Annotated in this window: 10 protein-coding genes and 1 tRNA gene; 7 read left to right on the top strand and 4 right to left on the bottom strand. The window is 45.3% G+C overall.

The window, feature by feature from the left end; genetic code table 11:
• Positions 1-47: 47 nt before the first annotated feature.
• Entirely contained in the window at positions 48-1,130 is a 1,083-nt protein-coding gene (locus tag K1X61_14520; protein ID MBX7109862.1) for an adenylate/guanylate cyclase domain-containing protein, read from the bottom strand.
• A 245-nt stretch (positions 1,131-1,375) separates the two neighbouring features.
• Between K1X61_14520 and K1X61_14525 the strand changes: the two genes are divergently transcribed.
• The 3 genes from K1X61_14525 (at position 1,376) to K1X61_14535 (ending at position 5,310) form a co-directional block, all read left to right on the top strand.
• Entirely contained in the window at positions 1,376-2,971 is a 1,596-nt protein-coding gene (locus K1X61_14525) for a gliding motility-associated C-terminal domain-containing protein (GenBank protein ID MBX7109863.1), read from the top strand.
• Between the two features lie 96 nt (positions 2,972-3,067).
• On the top strand, positions 3,068-4,402 hold the full coding sequence (locus tag K1X61_14530) for an oligosaccharide flippase family protein (protein ID MBX7109864.1): 1,335 nt from the start codon (positions 3,068-3,070) through the stop codon (positions 4,400-4,402).
• On the top strand, positions 4,399-5,310 hold the full coding sequence (locus K1X61_14535) for a sulfotransferase (GenBank protein ID MBX7109865.1): 912 nt from the start codon (positions 4,399-4,401) through the stop codon (positions 5,308-5,310). The genes K1X61_14530 and K1X61_14535 overlap by 4 nt, the downstream gene beginning before the upstream one ends.
• Here K1X61_14535 and K1X61_14540 read toward each other — a convergent pair.
• Both K1X61_14540 and K1X61_14545 read right to left on the bottom strand, forming a co-directional pair.
• The gene (locus K1X61_14540; protein ID MBX7109866.1) at positions 5,295-6,467 is read right to left on the bottom strand and encodes a glycosyltransferase; all 1,173 of its coding nucleotides are present in this window, start codon (positions 6,465-6,467) and stop codon (positions 5,295-5,297) included. The two genes, K1X61_14535 and K1X61_14540, sit on opposite strands and share 16 nt — an antisense overlap.
• A 5-nt stretch (positions 6,468-6,472) precedes the next feature.
• Positions 6,473-8,611, bottom strand: a complete 2,139-nt coding sequence (locus K1X61_14545) for a cation-translocating P-type ATPase (protein MBX7109867.1) — start codon at positions 8,609-8,611, stop codon at positions 6,473-6,475.
• 217 nt (positions 8,612-8,828) lie between these two features.
• Here K1X61_14545 and K1X61_14550 point away from each other — a divergent pair, with 217 nt between their 5' ends.
• From K1X61_14550 to K1X61_14565, 4 genes are all read left to right on the top strand, one after another.
• The gene (locus tag K1X61_14550; protein ID MBX7109868.1) at positions 8,829-9,527 is read left to right on the top strand and encodes a superoxide dismutase; all 699 of its coding nucleotides are present in this window, start codon (positions 8,829-8,831) and stop codon (positions 9,525-9,527) included.
• A gap of 139 nt (positions 9,528-9,666) precedes the next feature.
• Positions 9,667-9,740, top strand: a tRNA-His gene (locus K1X61_14555).
• Between the two features lie 146 nt (positions 9,741-9,886).
• Positions 9,887-11,227: an MATE family efflux transporter gene (locus K1X61_14560; protein MBX7109869.1), complete on the top strand. Its 1,341-nt coding sequence runs from the start codon at positions 9,887-9,889 to the stop codon at positions 11,225-11,227.
• 200 nt (positions 11,228-11,427) lie between these two features.
• A complete protein-coding gene (locus K1X61_14565) occupies positions 11,428-12,642 on the top strand; it encodes a hypothetical protein (GenBank protein ID MBX7109870.1) in 1,215 nt (404 codons plus the stop codon).
• 196 nt (positions 12,643-12,838) lie between these two features.
• On the opposite strand, the gene K1X61_14570 is transcribed toward K1X61_14565, so the two are convergent.
• Positions 12,839-13,330 (bottom strand): DUF1572 domain-containing protein, encoded by a 492-nt coding sequence (locus K1X61_14570; protein MBX7109871.1) that lies wholly within the window; start codon positions 13,328-13,330, stop codon positions 12,839-12,841.
• Positions 13,331-13,359 lie beyond the last annotated feature (29 nt).

Raw genomic sequence — 13,359 nt, forward strand, 5'->3', positions numbered from 1 at the left:
GGCAGGATGAGCAATCTGTAAGATAACATACCTGTAACAGGGAAGTGTTAACCATCAAAGCCTTCAGTAACACTATAAATGCTCACCGGTTCTTTTTTTCCTTTGAGTTCAAGCGATCCAATAAGCTGTACTGCAAGATCGGGAGCGGGCGGCAGCTGATTTCGCAGTTGTTCGGATATAAGCAGGTTTTTTTGATATTGATTACAGAGCCCCTGAATGCGTGCTGCGGTATTCAGCACATCACCATGATAAGTGATCTCTTTTTTGATTTCACCTATTTCAGCCACCATAACCAGTCCTGCATTTGCTCCGCCTTTGAATTCCGGGACTATGCCATACTTCTCAAGGTAGTGTTCGGATCTCGATTGCAGCTGTTCATTAAAGGCAAAGGTGATGCGCAGGCAGTTATTATTCTGAAGGCCGTTTTTTAGTTTCCAGGTAAGTATTGCCTCATCGCCTGCATATTGTACTATTTCCGCGCGATAGGCCTCCACCTGCGTGGCAAGGTCATAGAAACAATCCTGTATCAGTTCGCTGAAAAGCACATGTCCTATTTTTTCAGCATAAGTGGTAGATGAACGCAGGTCGAGGAAAAGAAAGATCCTGTTTTCCTGCTTCGGCTTAAAGTATTTTCCAAGCAACATCGGCAGCAGGATGCCCGGCCCGAACTTTTGATTCACCTGTTTGATGAAACTGATCAGGAAGGATATGAAGAGCGCATATATAAGAATGGAAATGAGAAAGCCCTGCCGGTAAAAATCCCTCAGCTTCATGAGTTCCTCTCTTATGCTAAGCTGATCAATCAGTCCCGTGAAGAAATGAATAATGGAAACAATGACAATGATGCTCCCGATATAGATAAATCCTTTTGTCATCACCAGGAAGCCAAACGACCGTTTACGAAGGCTGCTGTGTGAAAGGAAGATATCGAGTACGCCCAATACCAGGCCGATGATGATTCCTGCTGCAGTGCTCTGCAGGAAAACAACATGATAACGGATGGGTTCAATAACACGGATACGTTCATAATCGGCAAGGCCAACAACGCGGAATACCATATAGAGCCATGCGGCTATTGTCCAGCAAATTATCTGGAATGGTACGTTGCGGCGGATGTTACGTGAAAACATGTTTAAACATAAATCACTTAAGTCAAATATAAATATTTATAAGCGACCTGAAATTGATATTTACAGCCTGGCAACTAAGCATTGTTGCAGCATATGTAAACTGCCATTATATGGGCGCGGCGATGTTAAGTTCGATGTCGTTTTCGGGAGAGAAACTATACATACAATGGGAATGGAAGGAATGAGGTTAATAATCCTGATGGCCGTAAAGGCAAAATACATTCATTTCAGTAACTTCGCCGGTAATGACCAGGATGTTGAGGCAATTACTCTGCGGAATTGTATTTGTTGCCGGACAGTTTTTGTCGCCGGTGGCTGATGCCCAATGTCCGATCGGCCTTGAACTCTCCACGGAAAGTATTGTCGTAAACGGTGATTTCAGCGCGGGTAATACAGGGTTTATTTCTGATCATAATTATTGTTCCACGCCGGGTTGTCTTTTCACGGAGGGACGTTATACCGTAGATACTGACCCTTCAGTTTATCAGTCGGCTTTTACCGGTGCAGATCACACTACCGGAACAGGGAATTTTCTGATAGTCAACGGTGCCACCACCGCTGCTTCATCTACATGGTGCCAGACGATTCCGGTAGATCCCAACTCATTTTACAGGATAAGTTACTGGCTTACTTCGTTGGTTGCCCAAAGTCCTGCTTCTTTACAGGTAACCTTGAACGGCTTTCCTTTTTTTGGTCCTACGAGTGCGCCCGCAAGTATTAATCAGTGGATTAATTTTTCGCAGACATGGACCTCTGGATTGAATACCTCCGTTACTATGTGTCTCGTGAATGGTAACAATAACGGTACAGGCAATGATTTTGGCATCGATGACATCACTGTCATGAAATGTGAGTGCGCGCTGTCGATTGATGCGGGAACAGGCGGAGCGGTTTGCTATGGCGATTCAGTATTGTTAACGGGCACCGGTGCAACAAGCTACTACTGGACGCCCACCAACAGCCTCAGTTGTTTTACCTGCGACAATCCGTTTGCCATGCCGGATGCGACAACAACCTATACAGTAACAGCAAATGGCCCCGGAGGATGCGTGGCAACGGACACCGTTACCGTGATTATCCACCCTCCGATAGACATGATGGTGCCGGATGATACAACAGTATGTTTTGGTGAGCCGGTTCAGTTATATGCAGAAGGTGCTGTCTCTTATCAATGGTCTCCTGCATCAGGATTGTCTGATGCTTCGATTGCCGCTCCTGTAAGTACACCGGATGCTTCCATCACCTATCAGTTATCTGCAACCGATCAGTTTAATTGCCCGCAATATGATTCGATTCATATTACAGTATGGCCATTCACCGGCCCGGTGATAGCGAGTAATGACACCACTGTTTGCCTGGGTGAAGCGGTATTGCTCGTAGTAAATCAACTTGCCGGCATCACCTGGATGCCCGGTGATTTTTTAAGTTGTACGGCATGCAGTCAGCCATTGTGTTTTCCGGATACCAGCATTGTTTACATTGTTACAGTAACGGACAATAATGATTGTCTTGCAGGAGCTGACACCGTGATGATTACAGTGGATGACAGCTGCAATATCTTCATCCCGCCGGCGATGGAACTACCAACAGCGTTTTCGCCGAATGGCGATGGAAAAAATGATGTGCTGCGTGTACTTGGCAGTGGAGTTGTTTCAGTGGAATTCACCATTTATAACCGATGGGGTGAGCAGCTGTTTAAAAGCAATAACCAACAGGATGGCTGGGATGGTACTTACAATGGAAAGAAACAGGAAACCGGTGTTTATGTCTGGCAGCTGCATGGCAAGCTTACCGACGGTACAGTAGTGAATAAAAGCGGCAATGTAACCCTGGTAAGGTAATCGCTGTGTCCGACCGGATGGAGGCAAATCAGCCGTTGCCTGAATGTAATATTGACTATTTTGCCTCCTTCAAAAAATAATCCTTCACAACGCTGAATGGATTCTATTCTGAAATCTGTTTCTGTTAAAAATGTACGTGAATGGTTAACCGGCCGTCATGCGCGGGAACTATTGCTCGTCTTCAGCCTGCAAGCTGCTTCTCTGATCGCTTCTTTACTGCTCAGCCTGCTCATCACCAATATGCTGGGTGCAGCGGCCTATGGCATATTCAGCTATGGTTTTTCATGGGTGAACCTGTTGGCGGTCTTCAGTTGCATGGGCTTTGAGCAGCTTGCCCTGAAAGAATTACCAGCCTATCGTGTTCAGGGAAAAAGTGAACTGATACGCGGCTACTTTCAATATGCCACGCGCAGGATAATCATTGTGTCAACAGTTGTTTCCATCCTGTTTTTTTTGCTGTCTTATTTTCTTCATCAGCCCGGTGATGAAATGCTGCGCACGGGCCTCTGGCTGGCACTTACTGCATTGCCTTTAACAGCCATGCTCAATCTCAGGTTTTCCTGGCTGCGGAGTTTTCAGTTTAACACACTCAGCCAGTTTCCTGATAAGTTATTGAGACCCGTATTATTGCTGATATTGATAGGAACCGGGTTTTTATTTTTCAGTGAATACATCAATGCATTTGTCCTGATTGTAATGAGTGTAGCGAGTATATTGGTCGCGCTGCTTGCGGGTGAATATTTCGTGAGGCGGAAAGTACTGCAGGCCGTTTCAACTGCCACACCTTTATTTGACAAAGCAAATTGGAACAGGATTGCATTGTCACTGTTTATGGTCAATGGAATTTATTATTACCTCTCACAAGTGCAACTGTTGATATTAGGATCATTCCGCGGTGCTTCGGAAGCGGGCGTTTATGCCATTGCCGCTAGGCTCTCCGACCTGGAAGGATATATGCTCTTTGCGTTGAATGTGGTGATGGCGCCGTTAATTTCAAAGCTGTTTGCTGAAGGGAAGAAGGCAGAGTTGCAATCGGTGATGACAAGGAGCTTGTGGTTTGGCTTGTTGTTTTCCCTTCCATTGATTTTTTGTTTCCTGTTTTTCCCCGTATTTTTTCTCAGTCTCTTTGGAGATGAGTTTGGCGATGGCAGCCTGGTGTTAGTCTTGCTAACCATTTCACAGGTTGTAAACTTTGCCACCGGATCAGTCGGTTACCTGTTAACCATGACAGGCCATCAGAAAACAGCTATTCAACTGCTGCTGTTGTGTGCATTGTTAACCACACTGTTATGTTTCCTGCTTGTTCCAGTATGGGGAAAGGAGGGTGCTGCCATCGCGGCGGCGGTGAATAATATAGTGTTGAATATCGCCATGTCCATCGCCGTATTTCGTAAAACCGGAATCAATTCAACATTGTTTCGAATACGATGAACGCCGGAGTGAAGCCAGGATTTTTTATAGTCGGTGCGCCGAAGAGCGGAACTACCTCGCTGTATGAATATCTAAAGCAACATCCGCAGGTTTACCTGCCGCGCATTAAGGAACTGAATTTCTTTTGTACTGATCTTCATTTCAGGTATCCATTGCTGGATGAGCAACAGTTTCTCGCTTATTACAGGGATTATAAAAATGAGCAAGCCATCGGCGAAGTTTCTGTCTGGAATCTCTTTTCCAGTGATGCGGCGCAGCATATTTTTCGATTCAACCCTGATGCAAAGATTATTATCCTTTTGCGGAATCCGGCAGATATGATGTATGCACTCCACAGCAATCATGTTTTTAATGATAATGAGATTATTGCCGATTTTGAAGAGGCGTTGCATGCCATACCGGACCGCAAGCAGGGATTGAGGATCTCGGCCTCTATCAAATGTCCGGTAGAAGGATTATACTATTATGATGTTGCAGCCTATGCCACTCAGGTGCAGCGTTACCTGGAGATATTTGGGAAGGAGAAGGTAAAGGTTATCCTGTTTGATGATCTTGTGGCGGATACTAAAAGGACGTATGCCGGACTTCTTCAGTTCATTGAAGTGGAGGAGATCATGCCGGCCACTTTCACGCAATTCAACAGGAACAAGACGACACGAAGCAACCTGTTGAAACGGCTGACAGTACATACACCACGAATATTAAGGAGGGCGGGCAAATGGTTATTCCCGCATCAGTCGGTGCGCCGTGACCGGCTTATGTACTGGCTGTGGAAGATTAACAGCAAGGAATTAAAACGACCATCAATGAATCCTGCATTACGCAAACTGATCAGCTCAAAAATGAAAGAAGAGATTAACGCTTTGGAGGAGTTGCTTGGGCGGGACCTCTCTCACTGGCGCGCCTGAGCTATGACATGATCATAAAGTTGTATCAGATTGGCGCCCACCACTTCCGCCGAAAAATGCGCAGCAGCATACTGCTTTAATTTAGCAGGATCATAGTTGGTGTATGCCCCATACATTTTTAGCATGGCTGCCGACAGTTGTTCCGGGGCATTGATGTCAATCAGCATACCGGTTTCTTCGGTGATGAATTCCTCCGGTCCGCCACAACGGGTAGTAACCACCGGCTTGCCACAGGCGAGCGCTTCCGCTGCAGCCATCGAAAATGTTTCAGATATGCTGTTCACCACCAGGAAGGCACACTCATTCAGCAAGGCATATACCTCGCTGTTGGAAAGATAATCATGAAAGAAAATTTTTTTGTTGAGCAATCCGGATGCTATCGCGGCGTCATACAATGACTGATCAGTCACAGGCCGGACGATATTCAGCCGGGCCTTCGGCATCTTTTCATGTATGCCGGCAAAGGTGTGGATCAGCCCGTTGATGTTTTTCCGGCCGTCGGTAAGCCCTCCAATGGCTATGATGCTTATCAGATCTGATGGCGCATGACTTACCGGAGTGGCTTCGTGTACAAAAACAACATTGGGAATAATCCTGTAATTACCATGAAGGCCAAAGGCAATCATGGCTTCTTTCAGCGTATTGGAGACGGCCGTAATAATCGTTGCCTGCCGGGCGGCATACTGAGCAAACCATTTCATCGGAGGAAGCAACACAGGCAGGTCATGCACAAAATGACTGGAGTGTTCGGTGATCAGGAATGGGATACCATATTTAAAGCGAAGGTAAAATGCCAGCAATACAGGGCGTGTGAAAATATGCACATGATTGACATCGGGCAGGCCAAACATTTTTCGTGTTTTCAACCAACCGATACGAGTGGCTCTTATATAACGGAAGAACTTGATGATACGGCCGTTGATTTTAGTTGAGACATCATTATTCCGATACCATACACGGATAACCTTGTATCCATGTTCGGTGGATACTTCAGATGCGTATGATTTGTCACTCATAGCCGGATCAGCGCCGACATATAATACGGCAAGGTCGGCATAGATGGCCACGGCACGTGCATGATTCTCAATAAAATTTCCATCGAGTTTATCGACCCTGTTGGGATACCACCTGGTGATAAATAAAATTTTTTTCCGCATCGGCACTAAGATAATTTTTTTGCGCGCAAGCGGAGTGAGTTACCGATTACCATTACATCGGAGAAAGCCATGGAGGCGGCACCCACAACAGGACGCAGCCAGCCAAATGCGGCAATCGGGATAGCTATGATGTTGTAACAGAAAGCCCAGAATAAATTCTGTCGAATGGTGAGTAATGTATGCCTGCTGATACGGAATGCTTCGGGCAGCAGCCGCAGATCGTTGTGCAGCAGGATGATCTGTGCTGCATCCACGGCAATCTGCGTTGCGCCACTCAGCGAAATGCCAATGCTGGCAGCGGTAAGTGCAGGTGCATCATTAATGCCATCACCTACCATGGCAACGGCCGAATTCTTCATCAGGCCGTGAATGATTTGCAGCTTTTGTTCCGGGTTTTTTTCAGCATGGAATTCATCAATTCCCAACTGTGCGGCAATGGCATTACAGGCAGCCTGCCGGTCACCGCTGAGCATTACTGATTTTATGCCTTTCTCCTTCAGGTATTGCAATGCGGCTTTCGCTTCTTCCCGTACTTCATCCCTTATATCCACCATGCCTGCCAGCTGATTGTTCTTCAGCACATATACGTTAAAGCTGTCATCATTCGTTAGTCCGGCAGCAACCTGGTAAGATCCTGCTTCATAATAGTTGCCCGCTTCATCGTATCCTGAAACAGACAATCCTTTTTTTTCGCTTATCCTGTACAATGGGAAAAATGATGCCTGCTGCAATTCTTTGGTTATGCTCATGGCGATGGGGTGCGATGAAAATTTCTCCACGCTCAGCAGAATGCTCTTTAATTCTTCTTCTTCTGTTGTGCCGTGACTCCGCATCCGGTTGATTTTAAATTTCCCGGTGGTCAGTGTTCCGGTTTTGTCAAACACCACTGTTTGAATACCTGCCAGCGTTTCGAGTGACTGCGCGCCTTTTATCAGGATGCCTTTTTTTGCGGCCCGGCCAATGCCTACCATTACTGCTGTTGGGGTAGCGAGACCCATGGCACATGGACAGGAAATCACCAATACGCCAATGCTGCTCATCAGGCTATGCTGAAAAGGAAGGTGGAAAAGAAAATAACCTGTTACAAATGTTACCACGGAAATCATGAATACTGCAGGTACGAAAATGGCGGTGATCCGGTCGGCGAGCCGTTGAATGCGGGGCTTGTTCCGTTGTGCATCGTTTACCAGCTCAATGATGCGGGCGAGCACTGTTTGCTTACCGACTGCCATCACTTTCATCTTAAGAGAACCTTCGCTGAGTACGGTACCTGTGATAAGTTCATCGCCGGGTTGCTTGGGTACCGGAATGCTCTCACCGGTAATCATTGCTTCATCGACCCAGCCTTCTCCCCATGCAACGCTACCATCGGCCGGAATCCTGTCGCCTGAATTGATCAGTACGTAGTCATCAGTTTTGATATCATGCAGGTCAACTTCGGAAATCACCTCGAAAGCCTGGATTCCGTAAAAGTCAATGCGTTTGGCTTTATGCGGCTGAAGTTTGCCCAGTTCGGTTACTGCTGACCGTGTTCTTTGCACAGATCGTTTTTCTATGAGGTTGCCCAGCAATACCAGTGTTATGATAGATGCGGCAGTTTCAAAGAATAAATAGTTGGCATCCTGATAGACAAACAATCCGATGACACTATATAGGAAAGCAGCCGTGCTGCCAACAAAAATGAGTACATCCATATTGGGAACACCTTCGCGAAGGGAACCCCATGCACTTCTTCCGAAATGAAGGAAGCCAATCAACATGACCGGCATGCACAACAGCAGTTGTACAACAGGCTGGTGCAGCAATGGCCAGGGCAAAACCATGTGCAGCAGTAATGGGAAAGTAAAGGCGAGGGCGCAATAGAATTTCGTTTCCAGGGATTTCAGCCAATCCGGTAGTATGGAAATACTACCAGATCCGGCTGCCTTATGCACGTGATAGCCCAAGCCTTCGATGCCTCTTGAAATATCTTCGGCATTATAGGTTGCGTCGGCACTGAATTTTACGGCTCCGGAAGCGAAGTCAACAAATATTTCTTTCATGCCGCGTTTCTGCAGGAATTTTGTAACCGTCATGGCACAACTGGAACAAGTCATACCCTCCACCTGCATCATTACTTCAAGCTCGTTATCGACAGATTCCATAAGGTTTCATTTTCAGGATGCAGTACACCATTTGTTTCTCGTACGTATTCTTTTGTTAACAACCAATTATTTTTGCTTTCGTAAAATTACCCAATTTAGCCATTGCGAAACTTGTCCATTTTCCGATTACAAACCAAAAACCAATAACATGAAAACCGTAACAAAAAATTCCCGTCGTGAATTTATCAGGAAGGGAGCTTTAGCCGCAGCGGGCACTATGAGCTTGATCTCTCTCAACTGGCATTTATCTTCCGCCACTCCATTATTTGCAGATGAGTCGTTTCAACCGGCTGATGATGGCGCTTTCAGGCTTGCCCCGTTACCTTATGCATATGATGCCCTTGAGCCGTTCATTGACGCCCGCACGATGGAGATCCATTACACGAAACATCACCAGGGTTACGTCGACAAATTAAATGCTGCTATAGAAAAGGCACCGGAGCTGAAGGGCAGATCGCTGGAAGCGTTGCTGACAGGAATTGAAAAACTGCCCGATGGTTCAAGGTCTGCAATTCGTAACATGGGCGGCGGACACTGGAATCACACTTTCTTCTGGCAGGTGATCGGCCCTAAGTCTGATGCTCTGCCAACCGGTAAATTGAAAGATGCAATGGTTGCCAAATGGGAAACCATGGATAAATTTAAAGAGGAATTCAGCAAAGCAGGCATGGGTGTCTTTGGTTCGGGATGGGTTTGGCTGATTGCCGGCAGCGACGGAAAGTTAGCGATCGTTACTACTCCGAATCAGGATAATACGCTCATGGATATTGTAAAAGAAAAGGGCAAACCAATATTCGGCATTGATGTCTGGGAACATGCTTATTACCTGAAGTACCAGAATAAACGTGCCGACTACCTGGCAGGTATCTGGAATGTAGTGAACTGGAAAAAAGTGTCAGAACTTTACGGCAGTTAGATTTGCTGAAGTATTAAAAACGTTAATGCACAAAGGGCGGGGAAATTAACGGTAGGTGCAATCCATACCATTTGACCAACAATCTGACGCCTAAAATCTGAACCTTTACCGATTTCATTTATATTTGCAGCCTTATACGGTGGTTGTAGCTCAGTTGGTTAGAGCATCAGTTTGTGGAGCTGAGGGTCGTGGGTTCGAGCCCCATCATCCACCCAAAAATTAAAAGGCTGTCGGAAGACGGCCTTTTTTTTGAATAATCGGTACGGTCTGCTTTGCAGTTAGTGTATCAGCTTGCATCTTCATAAAAATACAGCGAAGCGACAATCATCTTACAGTATAATTATCTTGTCGCTCTTTGTATGACAGATAAGCATTCATACTCCTCTTACCGTAATATCTTCCACATTGCCTGGCCGATCATGCTTGGATCGCTGGGTCAAAATTTTATTTACCTCGTAGATACATCCTTTATTGGCCGTATTGGTGAAACTGATATGGGAGGAAGTGCCATTGGCGGCATCTATTATTTTCTTTTATTCAATATCGGTTATGCCATGAATATCGGCATGCAGGTGATGATAGCAAGGAGAAAAGGAGAGGGAAACAATGCAGCGATTGGTGAAGTGCTCGACCATCAGCTCAGGATGATATTGTTACTGGCGATACTGGAATTTATGCTGATGCATTACTTATCTCAAAAGATGCTGTCCGTCATTATTCAATCTGATATCATATTACAGAAGGCCACTTATTTTCTGCATTACCGTTCTTACGGTATCCTGTTCGGATTGCTGAATTCCTGTTTCATGTCATTTTTTATCGGCATCGGAAATACGCGCGTAACCGTGTGGACTACCGGGGCGATGGTTGGGATAAATGTGTTTTTTCTCTACTGTCTTGTATTTGGCAATTTTGGATTTCCGCAAATGGGCGTTGGCGGGGCCGGTCTTGCTTCATCCATTGCTGAAGTCAGCGTTACCATAGTATTCGTGATCTATTTCCTGGTGAAGAAATTCAGAGTAGATTATCATCTTTTTCAGTTTGCAAAAATAAAGCTGCAGTTGATGGGCAATATGCTCAAGCTTTCAACTCCGCTTATGTTTCAGCAGGTGATCAGTGTCGGATCATGGTGGCTGTTTTTCCTGGCCATTGAGCACCTTGGTGAACATCCTTTAGCCATATCCAATCTGGTACGCGGCCTCTACACCTTTTACGGAATTCCGGTCTGGGCGCTGGCATCAACGGTTAATTCCATGACCAGCAACCTGATCGGGCAAGGCAGGGCTGTCGATGTTATTCCACTGATCAGGAAAGTTTCCTATATCAGCATTGGCTTTTCCATATTTTTCGGATTGCTCATTAATATTTTTCCTGTTGCCACCTTATCGGTTTACACCAATGAAAGAGAGTTAATACTTGACAGCATACCAACTTTGCGTACGCTGACAGTTGCCATAGTGCTGTTCTCCTTTTCCATACTCACCATTTTTGCAGTGAGTGGTACAGGCGCCACCCGTGTATCTTTATTGATTGAAGCCGTGGCCATTGCATTCTATGTTACCTATACCATGCTGGCTGCCGTGGTGTTTCATTGGAACCTGCCGACAATATGGCTTGCGGAAGCCGTCTATTGGATCATAACTTTTTTGATGTGCGGCTGGTACCTGAAAAACGGTAACTGGAAGGAAAAAAAAGTTTAACGGGCTTATCCATGCAAACTATAGACGGACTCCGATGATCCATGCGACGGAAAGCTTCCTCGCGTCAAAAAACATTGCTCACTCATTTCCCGAAATATGACATTGGAATCTTTTCCGGAAGGATATTTATCTTTTCATCAGATTAGTTATCACTTGAAAGTAGGGCAGTGAACGTATTAGATTCCAGTTAAATCTATAGCATGACAAAAATGATCTTTACCCTCTTTTTTCAGGTTATGTTCAGCTATGCTGTGCTATATGCTCAGTCATCTTCTGTTAAGCAGGACTATACGGCAGATATTGACTATTTCCACGATCAGTTAATTGCAAGGCATAAAAACCTGTTTGTCAATATCAGCAGAAAAGTATTTGACAGTCTGACCAATGATCTGAAAAGTCATGCAAGTGAACTGTCGAGGGAAACATTCATTGTGCGACTGTGCAGCATCAATGCCCTTATCGCTGATGAACATACACGGATTGATCCCGGATTTGAAAAGGTATTCCCATTGCGTTTCGATTACTTTGATGAAGGCCTGGCGATTATACTTTCAGACAGCGCGAACAGCAGATATCTTTCGTGCCGGCTATTGGCAATTGACAATCATACGGTTGATGAAGTAATAACAAAGCTATCAGGGATATTGAAAAAGGACAATGCATCATTCATTAAATTCTGGATAGCTTACTATTGCAACAAACCGGAATTGTTAAAAGGACTTGGTATTATTGAACAGGAGAAAGAGGCACACTTCCGGCTGCTTACGCTGCAAGGTGATTCGATATCTGTAATTATCGGCGCTGTTCCGGTTGATCAGGCAGGAATGTTGCAAAAAGCGGAACCGTTAAACAATCTCATGGCATTTTCGCGTGATGATTTTTACTGGTATCAATTCGATACAACCTACGATGCGCTATATTTTAATTACACACAATGTGCAGAGGACGATCATCTTCCGTTCGAAACGTTTAACAGGCAACTGTTTAAGGAGATTGAACTTCGCAGGCCATCAAAACTGATTGTTGATCTCCGGTACAATGGTGGTGGGTATTCCAGCGTATTAAACCCTTTTCTGCGAAGCATCCGTAGTAGTTATTTAAATGCGGAAGGGAAGTTATATGTGCTGATTGGCAGGAAAACATTTTCTTCTGCATTGATGAATGCAGTTGAACTCGTGAAGGAAAACCATGCTATTGCTGTGGGTGAACCTACCGGCGCCAACATCAATCACTTTGGTGAAGTAAGGAGTTTTGAATTACCTATATCAAGAATTACCGTTTACTATTCCACCAAATTCTGGAACAACTGGCCCGGCCACGACGGGCCGCTGCTACCTGATATTTTGATCCACCACAGTTATAATAATTTTCTGAAGGGAGAAGATGAAGCACTGGAATATATCAGGAAGCAATAGCACTGCATCTGCATCCTTCTGGTCACTGAATGCATTGCTGATTATGCGGAAAATATTCTGTTATGAGCAATGCAGCAATATATGGCTTACAGCATCTGATTGGGCCCAAGGATTTAGGCAAGCTTACGCAGTAGTACCGGTTGAATAGCAAGGCACGCTATCTGATGACCTGCTATCAATTACCAGTATCACATCATCAAACCCTTTTTTCAAGTGAATCAACGCCATCCGGCAAACTGACCGGTGCATCTATCATACGTCGGTGGTAGTTGATCTGCCCGACGTGGTATTGTAGGTGCCCCAGCAATTGTACTAATCTTTCTGAAGTAATTTTCGCGGGTTTGCCGTCTTTCAGCGGATATTCACCAAAGAGTTGTTCCGTCGTAAGGTTGCTTACCGTTATTTTCACCATGTAAGCGAGCTCATCAATGTTCTTCATGATTTCAGCAGAAGGCACATTGCGGTCGTTAAATTCAGCTTCCCGGTTACGCACGAATCCTGTTTGGCCAAGTGCAGCACCAATAAAATGACGCAGGTTGCCAATAAGGTGCAGTGCCAGCGTACCGCCGGAATTTTTGATTTCACCTTTCAGCTTCCAGATGTTTTCTTTATGCGTGTAGCTGTTGATTTCATTCTTGAGCTGTATGAGGGCGCTTTCAAACTGTCCAGCCAGGTATTCTTGCAGCATATTTCGGCAAATTAGTGAATCGTAAAAAT

The organism is Chitinophagales bacterium, from assembly GCA_019694975.1.
Classification (GTDB): domain Bacteria; phylum Bacteroidota; class Bacteroidia; order Chitinophagales; family UBA10324; genus JACCZZ01.

Excerpts from the sequence above, each read along its gene's own strand:
- K1X61_14520 (MBX7109862.1), bottom strand. The coding sequence starts at position 1,130 with ATGTTTTCACGTAACATCCGCCGCAACGTACCATTCCAGATAATTTGC.
- K1X61_14525 (MBX7109863.1), top strand. The coding sequence starts at position 1,376 with ATGACCAGGATGTTGAGGCAATTACTCTGCGGAATTGTATTTGTTGCC.
- K1X61_14530 (MBX7109864.1), top strand. The coding sequence starts at position 3,068 with ATGGATTCTATTCTGAAATCTGTTTCTGTTAAAAATGTACGTGAATGG.
- K1X61_14535 (MBX7109865.1), top strand. The coding sequence starts at position 4,399 with ATGAACGCCGGAGTGAAGCCAGGATTTTTTATAGTCGGTGCGCCGAAG.
- K1X61_14540 (MBX7109866.1), bottom strand. The coding sequence starts at position 6,467 with ATGCGGAAAAAAATTTTATTTATCACCAGGTGGTATCCCAACAGGGTC.
- K1X61_14545 (MBX7109867.1), bottom strand. The coding sequence starts at position 8,611 with ATGGAATCTGTCGATAACGAGCTTGAAGTAATGATGCAGGTGGAGGGT.
- K1X61_14550 (MBX7109868.1), top strand. The coding sequence starts at position 8,829 with ATGAGCTTGATCTCTCTCAACTGGCATTTATCTTCCGCCACTCCATTA.
- K1X61_14560 (MBX7109869.1), top strand. The coding sequence starts at position 9,887 with ATGACAGATAAGCATTCATACTCCTCTTACCGTAATATCTTCCACATT.
- K1X61_14565 (MBX7109870.1), top strand. The coding sequence starts at position 11,428 with ATGACAAAAATGATCTTTACCCTCTTTTTTCAGGTTATGTTCAGCTAT.
- K1X61_14570 (MBX7109871.1), bottom strand. The coding sequence starts at position 13,330 with ATGCTGCAAGAATACCTGGCTGGACAGTTTGAAAGCGCCCTCATACAG.